Source organism: Pseudomonas sp. LG1D9, assembly GCF_002949995.1.
In the GTDB taxonomy this organism is placed as follows: domain Bacteria; phylum Pseudomonadota; class Gammaproteobacteria; order Pseudomonadales; family Pseudomonadaceae; genus Aquipseudomonas; species Aquipseudomonas proteolytica.
In genome coordinates this window covers 5,654,103-5,678,394 of record NZ_CP026881.1, presented here as the reverse complement: position 1 = coordinate 5,678,394, position 24,292 = coordinate 5,654,103, and the positions used below count along the sequence as shown (strand labels likewise).

The 24,292-nt window shown below is 56.0% G+C and carries 20 protein-coding genes; 4 read left to right on the top strand and 16 right to left on the bottom strand.

Features of this window, described 5'->3' with window-relative positions:
- Window positions 1-189: 189 nt before the first annotated feature.
- Complete coding sequence (locus C5F71_RS26185; RefSeq protein ID WP_104912358.1) at window positions 190-1,665, bottom strand: aldehyde dehydrogenase; 1,476 nt, start codon at window positions 1,663-1,665, stop codon at window positions 190-192.
- Between the two features lie 86 nt (window positions 1,666-1,751).
- On the opposite strand from C5F71_RS26185, the gene C5F71_RS26180 reads away from it, so the two are divergent.
- Window positions 1,752-2,672: an AraC family transcriptional regulator gene (locus C5F71_RS26180; protein ID WP_104912357.1), complete on the top strand. Its 921-nt coding sequence runs from the start codon at window positions 1,752-1,754 to the stop codon at window positions 2,670-2,672.
- Here C5F71_RS26180 and C5F71_RS26175 read toward each other — a convergent pair.
- The 4 genes from C5F71_RS26175 to C5F71_RS26160 form a co-directional block, all read right to left on the bottom strand.
- Window positions 2,669-3,418 (bottom strand): SDR family NAD(P)-dependent oxidoreductase, encoded by a 750-nt coding sequence (locus tag C5F71_RS26175; protein WP_104912356.1) that lies wholly within the window; start codon window positions 3,416-3,418, stop codon window positions 2,669-2,671. The genes C5F71_RS26180 and C5F71_RS26175 overlap by 4 nt on opposite strands.
- A 112-nt stretch (window positions 3,419-3,530) precedes the next feature.
- Window positions 3,531-5,348 carry a Gldg family protein gene (locus C5F71_RS26170; protein ID WP_104912355.1) on the bottom strand — a complete coding sequence of 606 codons (1,818 nt, stop codon included), beginning with the start codon at window positions 5,346-5,348 and terminating at the stop codon, window positions 3,531-3,533.
- 4 nt (window positions 5,349-5,352) lie between these two features.
- Window positions 5,353-6,087: a heme exporter protein CcmB gene (locus tag C5F71_RS26165; RefSeq protein ID WP_104912354.1), complete on the bottom strand. Its 735-nt coding sequence runs from the start codon at window positions 6,085-6,087 to the stop codon at window positions 5,353-5,355.
- Window positions 6,084-7,007 carry an ABC transporter ATP-binding protein gene (locus C5F71_RS26160; protein ID WP_104912353.1) on the bottom strand — a complete coding sequence of 308 codons (924 nt, stop codon included), beginning with the start codon at window positions 7,005-7,007 and terminating at the stop codon, window positions 6,084-6,086. Before C5F71_RS26160 ends, C5F71_RS26165 begins: the two co-directional genes overlap by 4 nt.
- Before the next feature lie 242 nt (window positions 7,008-7,249).
- Here C5F71_RS26160 and C5F71_RS26155 point away from each other — a divergent pair, with 242 nt between their 5' ends.
- Both C5F71_RS26155 and C5F71_RS28985 read left to right on the top strand, forming a co-directional pair.
- Window positions 7,250-8,005: a hypothetical protein gene (locus tag C5F71_RS26155; protein ID WP_104912352.1), complete on the top strand. Its 756-nt coding sequence runs from the start codon at window positions 7,250-7,252 to the stop codon at window positions 8,003-8,005.
- 733 nt (window positions 8,006-8,738) lie between these two features.
- Window positions 8,739-9,344, top strand: a complete 606-nt coding sequence (locus tag C5F71_RS28985) for a fimbrial protein (protein WP_158682901.1) — start codon at window positions 8,739-8,741, stop codon at window positions 9,342-9,344.
- A gap of 294 nt (window positions 9,345-9,638) precedes the next feature.
- On the opposite strand, the gene C5F71_RS26145 is transcribed toward C5F71_RS28985, so the two are convergent.
- From C5F71_RS26145 to C5F71_RS26105, 9 genes are all read right to left on the bottom strand, one after another.
- Window positions 9,639-9,911 carry a hypothetical protein gene (locus C5F71_RS26145; RefSeq protein ID WP_104912350.1) on the bottom strand — a complete coding sequence of 91 codons (273 nt, stop codon included), beginning with the start codon at window positions 9,909-9,911 and terminating at the stop codon, window positions 9,639-9,641.
- A 162-nt stretch (window positions 9,912-10,073) separates the two neighbouring features.
- Entirely contained in the window at window positions 10,074-10,349 is a 276-nt protein-coding gene (locus C5F71_RS26140; RefSeq protein ID WP_177410417.1) for a hypothetical protein, read from the bottom strand.
- A 177-nt stretch (window positions 10,350-10,526) separates the two neighbouring features.
- A complete protein-coding gene (locus C5F71_RS26135) occupies window positions 10,527-11,519 on the bottom strand; it encodes a fimbrial protein (RefSeq protein ID WP_243733208.1) in 993 nt (330 codons plus the stop codon).
- 239 nt (window positions 11,520-11,758) lie between these two features.
- Window positions 11,759-14,776 carry a GLUG motif-containing protein gene (locus C5F71_RS26130; protein WP_104912667.1) on the bottom strand — a complete coding sequence of 1,006 codons (3,018 nt, stop codon included), beginning with the start codon at window positions 14,774-14,776 and terminating at the stop codon, window positions 11,759-11,761.
- Between the two features lie 72 nt (window positions 14,777-14,848).
- Entirely contained in the window at window positions 14,849-16,525 is a 1,677-nt protein-coding gene (locus C5F71_RS26125) for a ShlB/FhaC/HecB family hemolysin secretion/activation protein (protein WP_104912666.1), read from the bottom strand.
- Window positions 16,518-17,219, bottom strand: a complete 702-nt coding sequence (locus tag C5F71_RS26120; RefSeq protein WP_158682899.1) for a molecular chaperone — start codon at window positions 17,217-17,219, stop codon at window positions 16,518-16,520. Before C5F71_RS26120 ends, C5F71_RS26125 begins: the two co-directional genes overlap by 8 nt.
- Window positions 17,216-19,684 carry a fimbria/pilus outer membrane usher protein gene (locus C5F71_RS26115; protein WP_158682897.1) on the bottom strand — a complete coding sequence of 823 codons (2,469 nt, stop codon included), beginning with the start codon at window positions 19,682-19,684 and terminating at the stop codon, window positions 17,216-17,218. Before C5F71_RS26115 ends, C5F71_RS26120 begins: the two co-directional genes overlap by 4 nt.
- A 284-nt stretch (window positions 19,685-19,968) precedes the next feature.
- Window positions 19,969-20,715, bottom strand: coding sequence for a molecular chaperone (locus C5F71_RS26110; protein WP_104912348.1), 747 nt, complete (start codon window positions 20,713-20,715; stop codon window positions 19,969-19,971).
- 25 nt (window positions 20,716-20,740) lie between these two features.
- A complete protein-coding gene (locus tag C5F71_RS26105; protein WP_104912347.1) occupies window positions 20,741-21,301 on the bottom strand; it encodes a fimbrial protein in 561 nt (186 codons plus the stop codon).
- Between the two features lie 312 nt (window positions 21,302-21,613).
- Here C5F71_RS26105 and C5F71_RS26100 point away from each other — a divergent pair, with 312 nt between their 5' ends.
- Window positions 21,614-22,264, top strand: coding sequence for a response regulator transcription factor (locus C5F71_RS26100; RefSeq protein WP_158682894.1), 651 nt, complete (start codon window positions 21,614-21,616; stop codon window positions 22,262-22,264).
- A gap of 933 nt (window positions 22,265-23,197) precedes the next feature.
- Here C5F71_RS26100 and C5F71_RS26095 read toward each other — a convergent pair.
- Window positions 23,198-23,827, bottom strand: coding sequence for a dTMP kinase (locus tag C5F71_RS26095; RefSeq protein ID WP_104912664.1), 630 nt, complete (start codon window positions 23,825-23,827; stop codon window positions 23,198-23,200).
- The gene (locus tag C5F71_RS26090) at window positions 23,827-24,207 is read right to left on the bottom strand and encodes a lysozyme inhibitor LprI family protein (protein WP_104912345.1); all 381 of its coding nucleotides are present in this window, start codon (window positions 24,205-24,207) and stop codon (window positions 23,827-23,829) included. The genes C5F71_RS26095 and C5F71_RS26090 overlap by 1 nt, the downstream gene beginning before the upstream one ends.
- Window positions 24,208-24,292 lie beyond the last annotated feature (85 nt).

Genomic DNA, 24,292 nt, shown 5'->3' with positions numbered 1-24,292 from the left:
TATATCCTTTGCGCAGGCAGGATAATTCCTACAACAGTATAGTTGACCAGAAAGCTTTCTTAGCGTCAGACGCTGTTTGTGCCCTCTCTCTACTGAACACATCTTCCAACCAATCGAACCAAAGATAATCGGTAAAATCATGCTATCGGGTCCGCGCGCACCATCTGACTGCACGCGGCCCCCGTTTATCTACACGCCTGTAAACCAGCTCAGCGGTGCACGCGCCTGCATCGTGATGGTTTTTATCTGTGTATAAGCATTCAGCGTCTCCCGACAAAACTCACGGCCTATACCACTGTTTTTATACCCGCCAAACGCCGTCCCATCGGTAATGTTCGAGTAGCGATTGATCCACACCGACCCAGCCTCCAGTCGCGCGGCGGTCTCTATAGCGTGCTGCAGGTTGCTTGTGTAGATCCCGGCGGCCAAACCGTATTCAGTTCCATTGGCCTGGGCGATCATCGTTTCATAGTCGTCCCACACGATCAGCGAAAGCACCGGGCCAAAAATCTCTTCCTGACAGATGCTCATATCGTTACGTGCCAGTAATAACGTTGGTTGTATGAAGTAACCGTGCTCGCAACCTGGAATCGATGCTCGACCACCACCTGCGAGCAGCTTGGCGCCCTCCTCCAGGCCCATGATGATGTAGCTCAACACGCGCTCACCTTGTTGCGCATTGACCAAGCAACTGACCCGTGATTCTTCAGCCAAGGGTGATCCGACTCTCACGCGCTTGAACGCGGCTATCAGTTTTTCCTGAAACTGTTCGGCAATCGATGCATGCACGAACAAACGCGTGCCCGCCAGGCACGACTGCCCATTGTTATGAATGGCGGCGAAGGTGGCGTTGTCGACCACCGCATCGATGTCGTCGATGTCCGGAAACACGATATTGGCGCTCTTGCCACCCAGTTCGAGTGTTGAGGGCACAAGACGTCGGGCTGCGACACCTGCTACCGTCCGGCCGACTTCGGTACTGCCGGTGAACGATAGCTTCCTGATCAAAGGATGCTCGCTTAACGCTGCACCGACGATGTCACCCAGCCCAGTGACCATGTTCACCACACCGGCGGGAAAGATCTTCTGGATCAGCTTGCCCAACTCCAGCGTCGACAACGAAGCATTTTCATCAGGCTTGAGCACGACGGTATTACCGGCGACCAGTGCCGGTGCGAGCTTGAACGCGGCCATGATCGCCGGCGCGTTCCAGGGAATGATCTGCCCGCATACGCCCAAAGCCTCACGCTTGGCGATGGCGTAACCACCGTCGATTTCCCGACCAGTGTCTTCATGAGCCATGATCACCGAGGCGAAATAGCGGTAGTGTCGGACGGCGGTCAGGTAATCCTTGCGTACTTCGCTGATGCAGCGCCCCACGTCATGGGCATCGATCATGGCCAGGCGTTCGCTGTGCTCTTCGATCTCGTCAGCCAGCAGGTTCATCAGCCGCGCGCGCACCTGCTGACCCAGGGCACGCCAGGCGGGAAACGCTGCATGCGCGGCCTTTACGGCGCGATCGACATCCTTGGCGTCACAATAACGGATGTAGGCTAAGTGCCTGCCCGTGGCAGGGTCGACCGCAGCAAAAGAGCGCGCTTTATCGTCGGTTTCAAACACCCCATTGATCAGTGGGCCATAAGACTTATCGAAATTGATTTGCATGATGTACCTCATATTTAAACGTGAAATCTGGATGAACTCTGTTATAAAATCCCGATTACTTTATTTTCCGTCCAACTAGGTGATATATGGATCCTCTGTCCGACGTTCTTTCCTTGCTGAGAATCCGTAATTACCACTCAGCCACGCTCTCCTTGGGCGGTGATTGGGCGTTCAATTTCCCTGAACGTGAGGGCATCAAGTTCACCGCGGTGGTCAAGGGCAGTTGCTGGTTGCAAGTGGATGGCGAACAGCAGCCGCAGCGCCTGCACCAGGGTGATTGTTTCCTGATGACCCGTGGCATGCCTTTTTCGCTCTACAGTGATATGTCCCAGCCGGTGATGAACTCCGACGGTCACTTTCAAACCCTCGCGGCGGACGAACTGGCCTTGCATTACGGCGGCAATGACACGCAGTTGGTCGGTGGCCGCTTTGACTTCAGCGGCGTGCCTACCCAGTTACTGCTCAGCAGCCTGCCCTCGCTGGTTCACGTGCAGGCCAATGAGCCTCAGGCATCGCTCCTACGTTGGGCGCTTGAGCGCTTCACCTCGGAGCTGCAGCAGAAGCGCCCAGGCCGCTCGCTGATGAACGAACACTTGGCGCACCTGATGCTGGTCGAAGTTTTGCGCACTCACTTGGCGACCCTGGAAAGCAGCGGCATCGGCTGGTTTTACGGCTTGGCCGACCGCAACCTCAGTGTTGCCCTTAGCGCGATGCACGCCGACCCGGCCCATCGCTGGAGCGTCCAGGAACTGGCGCAACTGGCAACCATGTCGCGCTCGGCCTTCGCGCTGCGCTTCAAACAGGTGGTCGGCGCAGCACCCATGGAGTATCTGACGTACTGGCGCATGTTGCTGGCCAGTGATCGGTTGAAGAACTCCGATGACTCGGTGTCCACCATCGCGTTCTCATTGGGTTATGAGTCCGAAAGCGCATTCAGCACGGCATTCAAGCGCGTCATGTTGCAGTCGCCCCGCCACTATGTGCGCGAGCACGCCGCCCAGGTTTAGTGCAGGCCGCCGCCGATTATCAGGGTTTCACCGGTGATCCAGCCTGCATCCGACGACGCCAGGAAGGCGACGGCGGGTGCAATATCCTCTGGCTGACCAATGCGTCCCAGCGGTGTAATAGCTTCAATTTTTTGCCGGAACGCCTCTTCGAAAAAGCCACTGGCGTGCACACCCTCGGTGACAACCAGTCCGGGATTCACTGAGTTGACACGGATATTTCTGGGCCCCAATTCATTGGCCAGGGTACGGGTGATGGCGTCAACCGCAGCCTTGGAGGCGGTGTACACCGCCGAATTGGCCGGTGTGAACGAGGTGACGCTGGAGCTGATGTTGACGATGCTGCCGCCCTTAGGGTTGAACACTTCAACTGCTGCCTGGGTACACTGGATCAGTCCCAGGACGTTGAGGTTGAACTGGCGATGAAACTCCGCCTCAGTAATGTCGGCCAAGGCGCTGGTCGAGTAGACACCGGCATTGTTGACCAAAATATCGAGGTGACCATGCTCATGCACGATGGTCTTGAACAGCACCTTGAGGTCGGCGCTGTTGGAGACATCTGCCTGCACTGCATGTGCCCTGGCGCCGGTTTGCAGGATATGTTCAACCACCCGGTCAGCGTCCTCGCGGCTGTTGGCGTAGTTAACGATGACGGTGGCGCCATCCTGGGCCAATTGTTTGGCAATGGCCGCGCCAATGCCCTTGGAAGCGCCGGTCACCAGCGCGACTTTCTTGTGCAACCTTTTCATGTTCACTTCCTCACTATTGCTGGTTGAAACTCAGTGAATCCAGCTTAAGGGGATGTCGTGAACCGGTTAATAGCCAATGCTCCAGAAAAGCTTAGTAATCGTCCTGCCTTCATCACGATCGCCCGCGCCATAAGAATATGCAAAAGCAGATCAGTGAAAGCAGCAATGGGATTGCCAGGATGTTGAGCGCCTTGAGCAGCAGGCCTAGATGCTCAACCTGAAGGGTCAGTTCTCGCGCTACAAGGCGCATCTGCATTTCAACGCCCGTTTTTTCAGCGTTAAATTGTGCAAAGGCGGTTTGCTGTTCCGCCGTCAGAGGCATATCTCGCCCCTGCTCTGCGGCCAAAGGCGCGAGATGTTTTTCAGCTTCATCGAGCTTTCCCTGCAGCTCACCGCTCATGCTGCGATAACGCTCGCGGAATTGCTGCTGCAACTCTTCGACCACAGTGAACGTTCGGCTGTAATGTCCCCGTGAGCGTAGGCTGATCAAGGCATCCGACCCGGACAGGCTGTCCAGCGCATTGAGCACCAGCACCGCATTGTCAGCCCATGGCACCGTGACTGCACGATCCCCTTGCTGCTGCACATCCGCCCACAGGTTGTCGCTCAATACGTCTGTGTCTGCCACCACCACGACGTTGATATTCTGCGCCTCGGTAAGCGCTCCGGGAGAGTCCAGAAAAGCCGAGCGTGCCGCCCCCTGCAGGCGTACCGCAATAAGATAACGCTCGCCTGTAGCGTTGAAGCTCTTGGACAGCGCGTCGGGGCTTTCCAGATGATTCAGAAGCGCCGTCTTGTAGGGCATGGCCTGCTCCGAACTGTGCAGCAGCGGTGTCAGAGTAGTTGTTGCACCCGGCACGGCGCTCAAGATACCGGCGGTTGTGAGGTTAAGGCTGCCAATACCAGCAGTAATCACATCCTTTTCATTCATCGCAGAGGGTGACAGCCCCAGGGCGGTCGGTTGCCAGACCGGCTCTGCGCCTTGGGCCATTGCCACAAACTGACCGTAGCGGCCGTCGCCCAACATGCGATCAGGTAGAAGCTTGATGCCCCACGCCTTGAACAAAAGCGCGAGGTCGGAAGACTTGTCTTTGCTGGGTATCCCAAAATAATAATCGCCGCGATCCTGCTCACTATAGGGGTCGACGAACACCAGCAAACGCCCGCCGCGCAGCACAAACTGATCAATGGCGCGCAGCGTGGGCGCAGATAAGTGCTTGGGATGCACGAGCATCAGGACATTGAGTGCACTGTCGATGGTGTCGACATCGGACGCCAGCTCGCGCACTTCAAACGCATTGTCGATCTCCTGCATGATCCGCCAAGGCTGTCGCGTTCGCCCCGACTGCACATCGAAGCCACCTGCCAACGGCAACGAAGACATCAGGCCAATCACTGGCCGCGCAGACCGAGTCAACGTCTGCAATGTGCGGCTGATGTCGTACTCAAGGAACGTTTGTTGTTCAAGCGCAAAGAAACCGATGCTGGCGTGGTGCGCCTGTGCGTCGACGATGGTCAAACCAAAGTAAACCGCCGCACCCGCCTTGCCGATGGGGGCTGGTTGCAAACCAAGCTCGACTGCGCGGGCTTCGTCCGCTGAAAACGGAGCAGGGTCAATAATGTGCACCCGTAGTCGGCCATTTGACACACGCTCATATTCACGCAGCAATGCTTTGATACGCACCGCGTAACCGCGCATGACCGTAAGGTCCCTGGCGGCCTGGCTGGAAAAGTAGAAGTACAGATCGGTGGGTTCCAACACGGCCTGAATGATCTGACGCGACCCCGGGCTGAGGGTGTAAAGCTGCTGCTCGGTAAGGTCCAACCGCATGGACGCCATACGTGGTGCCAACTCGAAGTTGACCGCCACGAACCCAGCGATAATGACCACGAGGCGCAAGCAGGTACGTGTCATCGATGTGAATGACATGGCGTCACACTGCCTTTTTCAATTCAACCGCAATCACGGTAGCGGCGAGCCAGCCTATGATCTGGCTGAAAAAATACAACACGTCCTGTGGGTCGATCACACCTCGGCATAGTCCCTCGAAATGTGTGAGGAAACTCAACGAAGCCACGCCATCGAGCCAGGGCAAACTTGACCAACCATGCAAGACATCCAATACCACCGGGAAGCCACAGGCCATGAATGCCAGACATAGCGCCATTGCGGTAAGGAAGGCAATCAGTGGGTTCTTGGTCAATGCCGACAGGCACCCGCCAATGGCCAGGCAACTGCCAGCCAGTAACCAACTGGCCAGATAGCCACAAAGGATGACGCCGTTGTCCGGCGCCCCCAGGTAGTTGACTGTAATCACCAGTGGAAACGTCAACGCCAGCGCCAACCCGCTGACCACCCAGGCGGCGAGGAACTTGGCTACAACCGCTTCAGCCGTACCCACCGCCAGGCACATCAACAACTCGATTGATCCGCTCTGCCGCTCGATGGACCACATGCGCATGGCAAGGGTCGGCAGCAGCAACGCATATAGCCACGGCAGATAGTCGAAGAACGGTGCCAGGTCGGCCTGGTTACGCTGGTAGAAGTCGCCCAGGTAAAAAGTGCTGATACCGCTGAGCAGCAGTAGCAAGAGGGTAAACACATACGCGACGGGAGTGAGGAAATAACTGCACAGTTCGCGCTTGAACACCGGCCAGAACGTCCTCATGGTTGTTGCTCCCGGGTCAGCAGCCGGAAGACCTCCCCCAGAGAGCCTCGCTCGACTTCCTGGCGTGGCACATCCCAGCCGCGACTCACAATCAGCGAATTGATAGCCGGTAATATCACCGCTCCAGCGCGTGCCAGCACCCGCACGCTATAGGGTTCAGGCCCCGCCTCTATGCCTGAAACGCCTGGCAGCATGCCCAGTGTCATTACATCCAGAGGCCGGGTGGCGTACAACGTCACTGCCTGGTGATAGCGCGAACGACTTTCCAATTCCAGCGGGGTGCTGTCGACCAACAGCCGACCTTTATCCATAACCAGCACGCGGCTGCACAATGCGGTGACCTCTTCGAGGATGTGGGTAGAAATGATGACGATTTTGTCGCGGGCCAACTCCTTGATTTGCTCGCGCACGCGGTACTTCTGATTCGGGTCCAGACCATCGGTGGGTTCGTCGAGGATCAGTATCTTGGGGTCATGCAAAATCGCTTGCGCCAATCCGACACGGCGCTGGAACCCCTTGGACAGGGTGTCGATGGTCTGGCCGCGTACCTCCATCAGCTCGAATTGCTCAAGCATGGCCGTGACCCGCAACGTCTTTTCGCGTCCACGCAAGCCACGTACTTGAGCAATAAAGCCCAAAAAACTCGCGACGGACATTTCGTTATAGCAAGCCGCTGTTTCAGGAACGTAGCCGATCAGACGTTGAGCGTGGCGCGTCTGACGGCGTATATCAAAACCAAAGAGGTTGGCGGTGCCTGAGGTGGGCGACACGAACCCAGTGAGTATACGTAGGGTGGTGGACTTTCCCGCGCCGTTGGGGCCGAGCATCCCCAGCACCTCACCCGAGATGGCCTTGAAAGACACATCGTCTACTGCCAGGGCTTTGCCGAAACGTTTGGTCAAATGCGTTATATCAATCATGGTTGCCCAGTTACCTGCTCAGACGCGGCGAAGCGTCTGAGAGTGCACGCTTCGTTTCGCGACGCACCTTATCGATAGGGTACGGATCCTGAAACCTCATCAGCGGTGAATCCGATTGTTCCTTGGCGCGAATCGAACTGTCCATTGGCGAGTAGGATTTATCTGACAACGCTATTGGGTCCAGTTGGCTATTCTGCTCACCTCACCGCCACCCCCTTCAGCCTCACGGAGCCGGATTGCTCATGTTATTGCGAACGCTTGAAATACCAGATGCCCATGGTCAATTGCTCAACGCCGTGGTCCTGTGCGGTTTCACCGCGACCAGTCTCAACCAGCAGTTCCTGGTTTATAGCCTCAATGAAAAATCGGGCGATGAACTGGTAAGGATTTACCTGACGTATCTTGAAGGTGAGTATCAGAGGCTGCGCATGCGCGATGCTCCGCCCGAGACACTTACGACGGCAGCTCAAGTACTCAAAGATGTTTTGCGCGATGCGTGCGCGAGTGACCCAAGACAAACCGAAGATACTTATGCGTTGATGGACCTGTCCGACAGCGTCATTGAGTGCAGCCCTGTAGATACGCATTACAGCTTGAAAATCAGTGACGCGTGGCTCATGAGTCTCTTGCATTACGACCCACAGTCCAAGGCCAGTCCCCTGCCCCTGCAATCGCAGCAGACTGGCAATTGCGCACCTACAGCAACACGCGTGACGAGCAGTTTGACGGGTGAGTCGGTGAAGACATGCGACGTACAAACCACTTCGTCCAAAATTGATGCGAACCTGAAATCACTTGTCGCCAGCATTACCAACCATAAGGAAATATTGCTGGGCAAGTATGTACGACTGGATGAGCGTCAACGCGAACTCGAACAGCGCGAACAGCAGTTAATGAACCGTGAGCTTGTATTAAACCAGCGTGAGGACGAACTAATGACCAGTATCAGTTCCTTACACGCAGCTGAAATACAACTCGATGCACTGCTCGACAACTGAAACAGCAGCGAGGCAACTGACGTGGCACGACTGCCTGGATGAGCTGTTGCGCATGGCTGGTGCCCAGCGGCAAACCACGCACCTGAACAGCTAACGCCAGCCTAGGACGAAGGACAACCTAACATCGTGTCCGGGATTAGTTGACCGCTAAAATATGATCCGGCACGTCGATACATGTATCAAGAGGAAACTTTGCAAACAAATTCGCAAAAACGATCGAAGAGAAAGTCTGAAATTTCCTTAAGTATGTGCGAACTATCTGATAGCAGCGCCGGTGCCGCCGGAGCATAATGCCGCCTTACATTATAGCAGGTGCTTAGCCTTCCCAAGCTATCGCACGCCAACACCCAAACATCATAATCGAGATTCTAGTATGCTCCCGAATATGTTACTGGCCAAGCAGCTCGCTGCAGCTCTCCTTTTATTATTTCCTACAATTACTTTTGCAGTGTGTACATATGATCCCCCTAGCGGTAGTACAAACTTAATACGGATCAATATACCAGAAACTATAACGCTTCCGCGAGACCTCGCTTCAGGCACGGTCCTTTTTGAATCCCCCGTATTCACACAGAACGTAGGCGCTAGGTTCACATGTTCAACTGCGGCATCTTTTGGCGTAAAAAATAACTTAGGAAGCGCCGGACTACACACTACGGAGTTCCCTATCGACAATACTGGGCTTTCTTGGGTAGTTGTTCGACAGGAACGCTTAGCGGAGTCGTACGGCTCTGTGAATCTCAAGCCTGGCATTTATTATGATAATTTCGGATCGCGCACACAAATTCGCATTATAAAAAGCGGAAATATAACTCAGGGGGCGACTATTCCCGCAGGTGAATTCGGCAGCCTGGTGAGCGATGCATTGGTGTTGGATAGTTACATCTCAAACAAAATCACCCATATAGTTGCCAGCGCCTGCGAAACACGCAACGTCAATGTAAAAATGGGCCAACACCGCTTAGAGGATTTTTCTAAAGATAGCTCTGCCGCGTCAACGGCAATCCCTTTTAGTCTTGAGCTTTTTAACTGTCCGACAGGTATTAATAGCGTTACATATACACTTACCCCTACATCGTCCTCGCCGTCATTGAGCGACGACCAAGGTCTAATCAGTCTCACTCAAGCCTCTACGGCTAAAGGTATAGGCTTGCAAATAACTGATGGCAATCTAAAGCCTGTTCCATTGAACAAGGCAATAGCTTTCAACGAATACTCAACCAAAGGTGGAAATTTTACCATTCCTGTGAGCGCTCGCTATGCGCTACAGGCTACTGGAACAGGAGTGGTTCCAGGTACAGCGAATGCCGAAATCACATTCACCATGAATTATAATTGATCTAACGATCACTTTTTATATTGAGCGGCAAACCTAAACTGCATGAATTCCGAAAAGTTTCCGGCGACCACTATCTGGCCCCTCAGGCGTGCGACGCGTCTTTGTTTGGGCGACTCAGCTAGCTCTCTGCTACCGCACATAGCCCCTTCTACTACTCGCCTGGGTCCGACAGTCCCACACGCAGCAATTTGCTGGTTGAGCGCTGTCCAAGTTGCACACACTCATCATTCAGTGATCGCAGGTCTCGAAGTAAATCAGCCCAATGCCGCCTGACTCAAGGCGGCGGGGCCACGTTTATACCTCGGCAAACGCTTGCTCCTCCCGCCGGACAAACGCCGCTAGCGCCTCAACGTTACGCTTTAGCCGCTGTTGCACCACCGCGGTCTCCAGATCAGGGCATACCTCAATCAAGCGCTTGCCCTTACCAGCGGCCAACGCCTTGGCGTCCGGCCAAGTCCTGGGCAATGACTTCAAAAAAAATTCAAGCATACGTTCGGGCACTTGGATCTCATCCACACCGAGGCCCTCGGGCGCCACGGACACTTGAAACACTACGGGTTTCAGCATCCCAAACTTTTACCTACTTGCCTACTAAGCCCTCGTAGAAACAACGATGGCTAACTCAGATCTGCTCACTTCACTGCTATCAAAGCTCTACGATAACCAACTGGCCCTAGGGATGGTGTGTAAGCGAACAGCCAACACACGTACAGCGCCCCCCCAAAAAAATTAAGAGCGATGGTGTCCCTTGGCTGTCGCCAACACAGCCTGCGTTTGGGCTAGGCGAACAGGGTCCAACTGCCAGTAGGCACCCTTAATCCGCGATTTACCTGCCAATCGCGCAAACGCTGGCACCGTCGGAATGGTGGGCGCATCGTAAGCGGCCAGCATCGCAATACGCTCCCGCTGAATATCCAAAACCGTCTGCTCCGCTTCCTTGACCACGCCCTCCTCCTCCGCGACTTCACACGTCGCAACAACCAACTCGAACAGCGAGCGCAGCATCTACTCCTCCGCGAACAGGCACTAAACCAGCGTGAGGATGAATTACTGGCCAGCATCAGTTCCTTACAGGCAGCAGAAGAACAACTCGATGCACTTCTGGACAGATGAAAATTCCAGCAAGACAACAAAGCGTATTGGTTATTTAAAGAATCGACATCCGTCACCTGCTGTATTCCATCAAGGAAAAGTAAAGGTAAACTCCGCCGCTCCATTCGCGGCGCCCGCTTTCAACGTCTCATCATGCCCCTGGCGAACGTAATGTGCGCTCAACGGTATTTTGGCTCCATCACCAGCCCGTTTCATCGGATAAGCAGCGCCGTCATAACGAACCACCTGATGCGTCAACTCATTGATCATGACTATCCCAAAACCCTGGGCACTGGTCGCAGAGGGTTCAAGAGTCAGTATCGTGGGGTCCGCAGGCGGCCCGTACTTGTCAGTGAATGTAATCTCTGGCTTGGCGTTGGCCGCGCATTGGCTCAACTCGATGGCGAAGTGCACAGGTATTGAAGTCGCACCCACCTGAGGAAAATCGTTCAGGCTCATGCGCCCCAGTTGCACCGGTATCGTCTGGTAGGTTTGCACGTCACAGGTATTTGGAATTTCAATCGGGCCACCATTCCCCATATTGATAGCAGCGGGCCCCATCAGCAGGTAAGGCGCGCGACAGATGCCAATCGGTATGTTGTCTGTAGGTACCTCCACACTACTGCCAAAAGCAGCTTTGCCCCTGGGTAGATCCACCGCATAAAGCATGAGTTGAGAACTGCCGGCAACGCGATCGACGATCAGTTTTCCGGCAGGAAGTTGGCTGGATGCGACCGTTAGAATCAACTGTTGCATGTAGTTGGTAACCATCGTTGAACCACGCGTTTGCGCTGCGGACGAATCATATTGAACGCGCTCTTTCTCCATCGCGATCGGCAGTGGCGTTTGCAGCAGCGGTCGACGTTGACCGTCCGATGAGTTCACATATATTTTCAGGCCAATGCCGTCAACGTTGGTGGGGGCAATTCCGTCTGTCAGCGGTGTACCGGGTCCCCAATAGGCCATAGAAACCAACTCATGGGCAATGCCGGCAGCCGGGGCAAAGTTGTAGTTGGCATTCAGCGCTACAGCGCGCTCCCATAACACCGAGCCAATGGGCGTATTACTCGTCAAAGGTGTCACTTGTGACCACGGCCTGCCCATACCGTTGCTGAATGTGCAAGACGTCGCAACACTGTCGACCAACGTCCCGGCTTCAGCCGCCACGCCACATATAAACAGCCATATGCCGACGCACGCTATGGCCGACCTTGAACGCCGAACATTTAGTATTGAATTCATATCAGGCATCGCAGAGTCAACAGACGGCCTGACGCATCACCTGCGTCAGGCCGTCTGGGATTAGAAGGAAAGGTTAACGATCAACGAATGGAGCCAAAATTTATGCCATACAAAGGCACAAGCGCAGCCTCTCCGGAGACGCCATTGAATGCCATATCACCGAAGTTAGCCCCGACCAGGCCACCAAAGGTCTGGCCATAATAAGGCGATAACACGGTGAGCTTCCCAGTGGCGACAGACAGGCGAACGTTTCCGGCGTTCGTGCCGACCAAGCCCCCCAGGGTGGCATTGCTGCCACCACTGACCCCGCCAGTTGCCGATGAGTTGATGATAGAGCTCTGGTTTAGACCGACCAAGCCGCCCACAATCGCACGCACGCCCCCCTGAACGGTGCCACTGGCCATGGCCGATTCAATATGGCTGCTGAAGTTGCCGCCATGGGTGCCGACGAGGCCGCCGACATAGCTGCTTTCCCCACCCACCACGGCGCCACTGGCTTCAACCGACTGCAACTCGCCAGCATTGGCCCCTACCAGGCCTCCCACCTGACTTGAAATCGACCCGCTGGTTTTTCCGCGAGCCACAGAATGAGTGATGGAGCCCTCATAGTTGTTCCCCACCAGACCGCCAACCCGAGCATTGCGCCCGCCTGTGACAGTGCCCAAGGCTTGTGCTGTATCAATGGTGCCGGAAATATTATTCCCCACCAAACCACCAACATTCTCCCCAGCGCTATCCCATACATCACCGCCAGCCTTGACCTCTTTGAGCCTGCTATTCTGGCTAGTTCCCACCAAGCCTCCGGTACCGATGGCGCCGTACCCTGTAACTTTGCTGGTAGAGGTTGACTGGATGATGTCGCCGTTTTTGCTGAAGCCTACCAGACCGCCCACATTACCGGCACCGGTGCCGCGTACCTCACTCGATGACGCCGTGCGCTCAAGCAAACCGCTGGAGTTGAAACCCACCAGGCCGCCAACATTGACGCCGGCGCCGTTGCCATTTGTCGAACCGGTACTGATGGCATCAGTGATGACGCCACCCTGGTTGGCACCCACCAGCCCGCCAACGCCACCCATGGCGTCTCGCTGCATGGCGCCGCCCACCACGGTATTTGAAACCACATGGTCTAACCGTGCCGTACCGGCTGAGGTCGTAACGTTTTCACCGGCTATACCGCCGATGGCGTGCGTATACGCGTTGCCCGCCACGCGCCCACTGGACACGGCATTTTTGATTGTGCCACCGTAGTTTTGCCCAACAACCCCACCGACGCTGTTCGCCCCGCTGCTGCCAGCGTTGACCAAGAGGTTGCGGGCAGTCACGTTGGACAATGTACCGACGTTCAGCCCCACCAGCCCTCCGATCGCTGCAAACCCATAGGCTTGCGACCCACCATTATTGATAGTCGCACTCGCCAGTGTCAGGTTGCTGATCGTGCCTGAGGAGACCGCAAACAGCCCGCTGTTACTGCCGGTGCTGGAGACCCACAAGTTGCTCACTGTGTTGCCCAAACCATCGAAAACACCTCCGAAGACGGATTTATCGCCAATCGCCTTGAATTGAGCCTCGCGGCCAACGATGTTATTACCCAGCACGTAATGGCCGTTGAGGTTCGCGTTGATGTTCTGTAACTGCGCAAGGTTCTGGATCACGGTGTATCGATCACCATTGGAGGCGTACGTCGCCCCTGCGCCAGACAAGGTCAACTGACCGCCCGTGCCTAATACCGAATCCCCTACGTGATTCAATGTGAGGTCGCTGAAGAGCCCGGTCAGTGAAACCTTACTGTTTACGTTCACATCACCACCGGCGTTGAGCGCTACACGCGCACCGCTACCGGTCGCATCCACGTTACCGTCGAGGTTGACGTTCCCGGTCGCGCTCAAGGTCAGACCATTGGCGCTGTTCCAGGCTATCGGCCCAGCCAGGTTCAAATCACCGTCGGTACTGACCAGCTCAATATTGGTGCTGATCAAGTTGCGCGACAACGTGTCGGAGTAGGCGGTCTTCCCCGCTGATGCTGCAGTTGGCTGAATCTGGACTGTCTTGGCGCTGACTTTAAACGTACCGGTCTGACCATTGGTGGCCAGTGTATTGACCTGGGTTCCCAGTTGGGTCTCGACCGTGGCGCCCTTGGCCTCGATCATGCCACCGCTGCCATAGGTATTTTGGGCGTGAGCCTGCAGCGAACCGCCGACCTTGACCGTACCTGCATCGCCGCCATCCAGCGTGATACGGCCAGCTTTGCCGCTCAAGGTTTTGGCTTCGATGGCGCCCTGGTTATTCACCACCGTTTGCAACATCGCATTGGCGCTTTTACCGGTCATCAGCACCTGGCCACCGTCGGCCTTGAGCAAGCCGCCGTTTTGCGCCAGGGCGTTGATCGCATCACCGGTGACCTGAAGATTGAGCAGTTGGTTGCCGTCGAAATTGACCGTGAAATCATTCCCAGCGCCCAACGCAACCTGGCCCATCTGGGCCTGGATAACGCCATCGTTGCGCACCTGGTTGCCAAGTAGCGCAATACTGCCGCCCGGCTGCGCGTTGATCGTGCCGCTGTTGCTGATTTCTGCATTGGAAACACCGCTGAAGGTGTATTTGCCAGCGAGGAAATCCGCGTCTTTGATGTCCTTGGTGGTAGCAATCAAGCTTCCGACATTGATCTGTGCGCCTTGACCGACCACGATCCCGTTGGGGTTGACCAGAAACACGCGACCATTGGCGTCCACTTGCCCCTTGATGCTACTGACGTTAGTACCGATTACCCTGTTGAGCGCAATGGAAGTGGCGCTCGGTTGGTTGAATACCACCTTTTGTCCTGCGGCAACGCTGAAGTCCGTCCAGTTGGTAATCAACTTGTCGCTGTGCTGGTTGATCGACATTTGCGAGTTGGATTCGAATCCCAATATGTCGCCCTTGCCGGAGACTACCGTACCGCCTAACGGCAAAGCGAATGCCGGTGCAGCGCCCAACAACGCCAGCGTGCCGATGGCCGAACATTTGGCGCCGGTCTTGCAATGCCGGCGAGCCCCTTCGTGAGCAACCTTCCAGCAGTTCATCGCGTGGTTCCAGACCAGTGAGTAAACCTTGTTCACATGAATTTCCTCTTCCTTAATGACGCCTTGCATAGCGTTGCAAGGCGGTACTGCTTCCAGGCACGAATGTGCTTAGAAATACTGAATGGCGCTGAACCACACGCGCGGATCCTGATGCGGTGCGTCGTTCTGCTCAGTCCCGTGGATGGGCCATGCTGCGGTGACGCTGAGCTGTTGCCCGACGCCGCGCCAACTGGCGCTAACCCCTGCGGCCGTGAGTGATCGCTGATTGCTTTGCGCGGTCCAGGGTTGCTTGCTGACCGTGATCACGCCCCGGTCGGCGAAGCCGCTCAACTGCACGCCCGGCGCCGCCAGATAGCGCAGCTCGGTGCTGGCCTGCCAGCCCTGGTCACCACTGCCGGCACCCAACGCGTAGGCACGAACACCATTGGGGCCACCAAGGCCAAACTTCTCGGAGCTGTCGAGGTTGTTACCCGCCCACTGCGCATTCAATTGGCTGTACAGCTGCCAGCGCGGGCTCAGGTACTGCAATCGGCCGAGGCTCAGATTTGCGCGTGTGAAATGCCCCGCGGCGCCGGCGCTTAGCCTATCCATGGTGCGATCGATGGCTTCGCCGATACCCAGGCGCCCGGCGCTGTAGCTGAGCGAGGCAAAACTTTGCCCACCGCCCAGCCAGCGGTCCTGGCCACTGGCATTGATACCCAGGGTCCACAATTCCACATGCTTGGGGCTGCGCAGGTCGAACAGGTCGATATCGTCTTGCAGTTGCTTGTCGTCGAACTGCAATTGCGCGCAGAGGTTGAAGGTGCGGCTGCGAATCAAGGGTTGCAAAGCAAAGAGGCTGCGCACGGTGGCTTGGCCTTTTGCTTCTAGCACTTCTACGTCCTTGCCCAGTTGGTAGCTCATGCGCGAATAAGAGGTGCCAAGGGTGGTCGACCACGGGCCCACGGGCAGGCTGTAGCCGAAGCGGTAGTAACGTTGGTGCTGATCGCTTTGCAGCAGGCGCATGGTGAGGGCATCACCCAGGCGCAGCGGGTTGTTTAAAACCAGGCTGGCGCCAAGGCGATATTCGCCGGTGTAGCGGTCGCCGTAGTTGTCGGCTTCCAAGGTGCCGGCGTACAAGGGGCCAGGTTCGGCATCGACCACCAAGTCGGTGCTGCCGGGCAGCGATCCGGGGCGCAAGGTGCCCTTTACTGCCACGCCTGGAAGATCGCTGAGCAACAACAGGCTTTGCTCCAGATCTGAGTCGTAGACCGCTCCACCCGGACGCAATGCCGACAAAGGTTGCTGCAACACAGCATCGATCACGCGGGAGCGATTGTTCAACTCGATGCGGCCGTAATACCCCTCCAGCACCTGGATACGCACGATGCCTTGATCGATGTCCTGGGCGGGCAAAAAAGCCCGCGCCAGTGCATACCCGTGGCCCTGGTAATACTGTGTAATGCGTTGTGCAGCGGCGCGTAGCCCGGCGAGGTCCAATGACTGGCCCGGCAAGTCGGCCAGCAGTTCAAGCAGTTGCTCGCGATTGAAGACCTGGTTGCCGTCGATCACAAAACCTTTCACTTGCAACTGCATACCGCCGCCAGGCGTTGCCTGAGAAGGTGCTGAAGGCGGGGGCATATCGACCTGTACCGGCGCAGAAGGCAGGGGTGCCGGTGCCAGGGATTCGATGTCACGCATCACCTGGCCCGCACTGGGCACTTGTGCCCACGCCGAGGGCACGCCAGAGAGCGCCAGCGCGACACCGACGGCGAGCAAAGGCCTCGTCGCGAAACCGTTAATCATGGTGAACCGGCGCCCGTGCATCGATCATTCCTCCCCTGTCTGCAACAAATTGGTAATGGATAAAAGTGGGTGTCGCCGACGCCCCGGTAAGGGGGAAATCCGCGCAGGTAAATGGCGCAATCGTGGCGCTGCGCTGAATCTCGTCAGCGGCTCCCGTCTCCAGTCGCTGCGCAGTGAGCGAGACAAAAAACGGTGCCTTATTGCAGGCCTCAAGGGCCTTGCGGTGTGCGCGCCAGGTCAACTGTCGGCCCGCCTCTTCCGCGCTCCCCGCCAGCCCCGCCGGCCTGAACAGCAGCTTCATGCGCAACCGATACGAAAGCCGCAGCAGATGTGTACTGCGTGGCGGCAGCGGTGGCACTTCAAGGAAGTTCAGCCAAAACAGCGACTCGCGGTCGGCGGGCAGCGCTTCGCCGGTGTAGCGGACTTCAAGCGCGCTGCGCTGCCCAGGGTCCAAGCGCAATAAAGGACGGCTGACTACGAACGGCACGGACAGGCCAGAGGGGTCTTGATTGATTTGGCCTCGGTCCAACCAGCTCTGGGCCAGGATCGGCGCTTCGCCGCCATTACTGATTCGTACCGTCAGCGCACGTGCATCGGCTGCGTAGACGAAGCGAGTTCCCGTCACCGTCAACGCTGCCTGGCTGCTGCTGGCATGCGCGCAAATCAGCAGGCACACGGCATAAAGCGACCTCACAACACACGCTCCTTGCCTGCAGGCCGGGCGTCTATGTCGTGACACACCAGATTGAGCAACTCAAACGCGCTGCCTTCGCGGGCGTGGCGCTCGGGCAACGCATAATCCACTTGGCATTGCTGGTCGGCATCACTGCCCCACTCCACACGAATCGAGCCGCGACTCTTGTCACTGCGTACCACCAGCCGGCTGCCCTGCCCCACCGCACCAATCACTTGGCCGCTCTGCACATCAACGGCTGAGGCAGCGAACGGCAGGCGCTGACCATTGCTGCGTTGGCTGTCGATCAACAACGGGCGGGATTTACGCGTCGGAAAATCGAGCATCACTACGGCGCCAGCACGAGGGGCGACGCTGCGTGAACTGACCTGTAGCTCTATGTCATTGGGTACGCCTTGCGGGTCGACATCAACCTGGTTGAGTTGATAAGGGCTCAGGCTAGAGACGATCGCGTAGCCATCTTTACCAACGCTCGCCCCTGTGTAACCGACCCTTGCGCCTTCAGCGTCAAGCGCCTTGACCACACCTACCGTTTCGCCAAGGGTTTGCGCAAGCGTCATGCCGCCCGGGTGCAGGACTACGGCGCCCGATGCACTGAGTGACTGCTGGTGATAATCCGCCCCCTGAGAAAGACTTGCACCGAACGCACCTTGAGGCAGGCGGTAGTTGACGCTGGCATTGCTGGAGGCACCGCGCTGCCGGTCGGCATGGGCGACCGAAACGGCATAGGACGCATCGCCGCGCTCACTGAAGGCGCCGGATATACCGGTAGACATCTGCCGGCCTGAGCGACGGTCATGGCTGGCATAACTGTTGATCACCGCACCGCCATGCCCATCGCGGCCCAAGGGAATCGACAGCGTGAAGGTGAGCTGCGTGTCGTCTTGATCCCTTGCATGTCGCAGCCCACCTGGCGATGCGCTATGACTACGCTGGGCCGCGATCGAGTAGAAATTACCGCGCCACTGATTGCTGTAGCCCATGGAGAAACTGAGGGTCCGCCCCGCTTGCTGCCAGTACTGGCTTGAGGAAGTGTTGAGATATACGTTGCCTCCATCGGTGCCCAGCCCCTGGCTGATATTGGCGTCGAACCGAGCGCGTACACGGGCGAAGTCGGTGGCGCGCCCGGACTCGTTGCGCATCCGATCCTGAAGCGCTACCGCATCGTGAAGCCCCAAGTACCCTGAGGTTGAATAGCGATAGGCGAGTAACGAGAAATTCGTGCGGCTATTGGGCAGGTTCTTGCTGTACGACAGGCGCAGACTGGAACCCTGCTGGGTCTGCCCTGCGGGGAGTTCGGTGCTGGCTGCGGTAAGGTCGGCGGCGAAACCGCCGAACCGGGTATTAAGCGCCATGCCTGCCAAGCCGGATACATAGCCGGGGGTCAGTGCGGTGCCGCCGTAACCGGTCAGGTTGTTGTCCAGGCCGCGTTGCAGGGTGCCTTGCAAGACAAGCGGAGGTCGGCCGTGCAAGCCGGGATCCACCAACTGACCGGCCACCAGGCTGTAGCGCGTTGAGCCTGGGCGGAGTAATTGCACCGTCGTAGCAAATGGCATGACGAACCCGTGTTCGCGACCATCGGCTTCGGTGACTGTTACCCGCAGGTCGCCACCAAAACTCGCTGCTTGCAAGTCGGCGATTTCAAAGGAGCCGGGCGCTACAGTTGTTTCGTAGACCAGGTACCCACGCTGATAGATCGAAACCTTGGCATTGGAGGTCGCGGTGCCACGTACCACTGGGGCGTAGTAGCGCTGCGTATCAGGCAACATGCGGTCGTCGCTTTCGAGCTGGACGCCGCGAAACGACACCGCATCGAACAACTCACCACTGGTAGTGCTCTCGCCGAACAGCAACTGCGACTTCCAGCCCGTGAGGTCGACCTGACCATAGGCGTAACCGCGCTGGTAACGCCCACCCAATGTGGGCGACCAGGTCAGGCTGGCGTTATGCCGCAGCCTGATACCCCCCAGGTTCAGGCCCATGTTCAACCCTGAATAAGCATGCGTGTCGCGGCGCCCTTGGCTTTGAGCGCTGAACAGGTTGGCGTCGTAGTTCAGCAAGCCGGCTGTTACGCCACTGTCCCAACTGGACGGGTCGACATAGGTGCTGGTGGCGGGCCGTTGCAGGTAGTACTGCGCAACGGTGATGTGCAGTTTCTGTTCGGGCAGGTCAACACTGATGGCAGCGCCCGGCACGAAACGCTCAAGCTTGTCGCAGGTCAGTCCTTGCGGGACGACCGCGCTCTGTTGATCGCTGCCACGTCCTCTGCGACTACGCTCAAGGTCTATGCCAACACGCATGAGTAGTTCGGCGCTATAGCATGGTTGCGCATCCGCAAGCCCGGCGACTGCCCGTAACTCGACCTCCTGGATCGCACGCCATTGGCCGTTGATCAGGATATCCAAGCGATAAGTCCCAGGAACATTGCGGTCCGGCTGTTCAAAACGGGTGGTATCAATGGCCATGCCGGACGCTCCTTGCATTAACATCTGTGAATCGAAAATGATCGGTTCATCAAGCTGGCTGGGCGTGACAGGCGTTGCCGTTGGCACATCCTGAGCCCATGCCTGAAGTTGCCCTCCCAACAGGACGGCAATGAATAAAAACAGTGCCCAAGGACGACTTTCATTCGCCCATGGCATAGCCAGACCACCGAATGCTCTCGGTCGAAATCGAACAGGTAAAAACATAGTCAGTCCCATACCACGGCTGTGTGCCGGAACCGGAAAGAAGCGCGAGGCCTGTGGCGTTATTTGCCTACGGGCTGCTCGAACATCCGCCTTGCGCCATAGTCATTGATGGCTTCGTAACGCACTTTTGGCCGACTAGCGTGGCAGTTAAAGCGGATTGAGGTTGTGAGCACTGTCTTGCCGAACGGTGCCACCATCCCTGTTTTGACGGGAAACGCCTGGCCATCGCAGTCAACTTCGACATGGCCGAAGGACACGTAATACGGCGTCGGATTCGCCACCTCAAGGTTCGTCGCTCCAGTCCTTTTGGGCGTCGCCACAACCGTCCATTTGAGCTGCTCGGGAGCAGCGTCTACGCCCGATGCAAGCGCAGTCGGACGGTAAAGCAGCTTGAGTCGCGTCCTGAAGGCAAACTGCAACACCGCATCATCCGACGCCCTGCGCGGCGGGGTTTCCAGCACATTGAGCCAGAACAGCGATTCGCGGTCGGCGACAGCAATAGATTGGGTTCGACTGATCCTCAACACCGCTCCACCACTGGGGTCAATCCGGCTGACCGCAGGCGCGACAACAAAGGGAACCTGGACATCCTCAGGGGCCATCTCTGCATGCCCATCATCCACCCAGCTTTGCACCAGTACCGGCTCACGACTTGAATTTGCCAGCCTGACCGTCACGTCATCCACATTGGCAGGGAAAATCACTCGAGTGCCTTGCACCACAATGGCTGCCTGGGACGCTTGCACAAACAGCCCGAGGAATACAGCGCCGATGGCGAGAGAATACGTACGCGCTATCGGCGCCATGAACCACCTCCTGCATCGTCAGCGGTTATTGATAGGCCAGCGTGTAGCGCACGAACGAAATGCCAGAACCCGGAGTCACAGCAGGCGCGGTCGATACGTAAGACGCTTTGTAGGACAAGGTCGCAGTATTGCCTTTGACCACTGCCACCTGAGGCGTTGTTTCTCTTTGGCCCAGCTGGATTTTCTTGCCATTGGCCGTATCGTTGAATACTTGAATCTGCACGCCTGTTGCAGGTGCACTGCCAATCAGCTTGAGATTACCGGTGACCGAATCGATGTTCTCAACTTGATCGAAATCGATCGAAACCTTGGCGTCGTTAGTGCATTGCGCACCCGACAATTGCAGCTTGAACGGCACAAACGGTGACGCGTTGCCAATCGCGGCAAATGTACCTGGCGCGATCCGGCCAAGTTCCACATTGGTCACGTTGCCGTCGCCTGGCCCCTGGCCGTTAATGTCACAGGTCACATCTGTGATGCTGCCCGAGAAGTTTACAATCCCATCCGCCGCATAGGCCAGCGAAGGCGCAATCAATGCGCAAAGAAAACTAGATGCAATCAGTTTTTTCAAAGAAACACTTTTCATACCATATCCTTATTAATTAAGTTTGCCACCGCGCAACTAGCAGACACCCCATTAAGGCGCAACTATCTCGACATACACCTTCCAATATAACTACCAGAAGACCGAAACGACGATACAGGACTTTCTTGCGGTTTATTTATAGATATTTCCTACAATGACTAAAGACATTTCGCACTGACGATAATTTTTTTGCCAGCACCTCCAAAACCATATTTAACTAAGTGCTGCCCTCATCGAATGAGGCCGGCCTTACTTGCGATGGGCTTGCCCCCCTATAGCATCGGGCACGTTACTCGGAAAAGGACTTTACGGATGAGCACCATTGTTGTCGCAGACCGCCATGCGTTGATGCGTTATTCGATCAAGAGACTACTGGAACAGAGTGGCCACACTGTCGTCGCCGAAACTGAGAATGGGCAGGAAGCTCTGAACATGGTGAACAGGCTTGAGCCGCACCTGCTCATCCTGGAACTCGACCTGCCAAAAATACACGGGTTGGACGTGATCTCTTTACTGACCTTCGGTAATTGCTCAAGCAAAATACTCGCATTCACTGCCTATGATGCCGAGAATTATTTAATCCGCTGTTTGAAAGCCGGCGCCTCCGGCTTTGTCTCAAAAACTGCTGAACTGAGTGAAATACAATGTGCTATCAAAGACCTGCTAAGAGGCAAGAGTCACTTCCCATATATCACACAAAAAATGCAACAGGCCATTAATCACAACTATTCATCGTACTCAACAAAGCCAGTAACGCTGACAAGACGCGAAACCGATATCCTGGCACTTTTGGCAAAGGGATTGAACAATCAGGAGATAGCTAAGCTTTTAATGATCAGCCATAAGACTGCGAGCGCTTACAAACTCAGACTATTATACAAGTTCAATACTTCCAATCTGCTTGGTATGATTGACGCGGCGCGCAGAGGCGGCCATATCGCGAAAACTTTAACGATACTCTAACAGCGAATCCATGATCAGTATTTATCAATTTTAAACCGCGCATCTCCAATTTGGAACCGCAGCTCATTTCACGATGTGCAAATAATAGCTCCAAGCGATTACTGATGTGAAGGCCGTACCGGCCAACGCGTTTTCAAGTGTTGCCGCAATTAAAATCTCGCAAAACAAAGAAAAACGCCAAAGTGCCTATTTTTTACATCGCAGAAAAGACAAAGCCACTCGTTACTGTGGCTTTTGCTTTAATTTTTTTAGAAGAAAACGGGAAGTGCATCGGGCGTCTTTACCCTGACTGTATATAGATTTATATCTTATTGCGCTTACGCAAGAATAAACCGAGAACGTATTCGTTTTTTCGCATTTTCAAATATCAAAAGACGTGCGGTGGATGACCAAACGTAAACACAGCCATAGTGCCCTCCGTACGCAACGTAAGAGAATTTCGCTGTTCAGGCGATTTAAGGCTAGCGCTCGCATACTTTATCGGGTGACCTTCAACATGCGTGAGCCTGATACCGAGGGTCAATGAACATCGACCATCAAGACACGAAGCAACCACGTTCCACACGCATGCACTCACCATCATCAACCGGATAACAGTTGCCGGGATCGAGAAAGGCCAGGTGTTCCAGCGGATTGATCGTATCCGTCCAGCCAAAACACCTTCTTGATTCCATCGTGCAAAGCGCTGCTGTCAGCACCTCGGTGCTTGAGGCGGCCGACAATCCCTAGGAGTCTTCTACAGATAAGCCAGAGGCCCTCATGAACATAAATCTGTGAACATCAGGCTCCACAACTCGTAGAAAAACTCAGGCATTGATTGATGTAAGGATCGCCCATGAACAAATGACATCGCCCATAAGTTAAATCACGTAATACTCACTTCAACCTCCACCCGACACCTGCAATTACTTCCACGCCCCCAGCTTCCTCCAGTCAACCGTCCGCCCCTCTGCATATAAGCGCCTTATAAATCTCAGAAACCACCTGCGCCGTTGCGCTTTCGAGCGTTCCTTCATTACGGCATAACACCCAGCCATGATCCTCAATCGCACGCTCGAACGCGTTGGTACATGCCGCATGTTCTTCCAACTGATGGATCACAGTGCTGTTCAAGCCGCGCCGTCGTGCCGCTGCCCGTGCCCAGGAGATATCAGGAGCGGTGACAATCCCGATATGCAGGTCGGGTACTTGCACATTCCGATCAATGTTCAACTGTAGGATTTCTGCAAACGGGACTGTGCGCCGGAACGCGGCATCGGACGGGTACCAGCGATCAATCAACACAATGCTGCCAGGTGGCTGTTTAGCAATAACGTGCCGGGAAATCCATGCACGGCTATCAGCGAGGCGCTCACACACCTCCCACTCCAAGTTCCGTGAGGGATTCCTGACCAGTTGGTTAACGAGGATCATTGTTTGCCCCCGATGGGGATCGCTTTTTTTCTCGCACAGCCGGATTACTTTTTTGTTGTCTGCCCTTAGTACTGTTGTAACGGCTTCCAACAGCGTGGTTTTGCCGGTTCCCTTGGGCCCGTCTACAGAAACAAACAGCGGACGCTTGATCATTTCTGGCTTGCGGGCGTAGACGTGACCACGCCATAACCCTTCTGGAGTTCGGTCAGGCGCTGGTTGTAACTGTCACGAATGCACGCCTGTTTGTCGTCAGCCTTCCAGCAGTCGTTGCGCCCCTTGATCCAGCCACGTTGTTCAGCCTTGAGCATCTTGGCCTGGCTACCGGCCTTTTTCAGTGCAGCGCTGTAGGTGCTCGCCATTTGGCGATCCAGGGAGGCAAGCCCTTCGCTGCTGCAAATCAGTGTCTCCACGGAGCTGGCCATGTTCGCGCTGCACTTGAACGAAGGTCCGGTCTGGGCTTGTGCGCTGACGGTCAAACCTGCGGCAAGCGCGACCACTGACAACAGCGCCGCCCGGGTGATTGAATGCATATAATGGTGTCCCTGTAAGGATGTGAATGAGCGTCGTGGTAAGGGCCCACGGCGGCGGCTGCAACGCGTATGATTCTTGCACGCT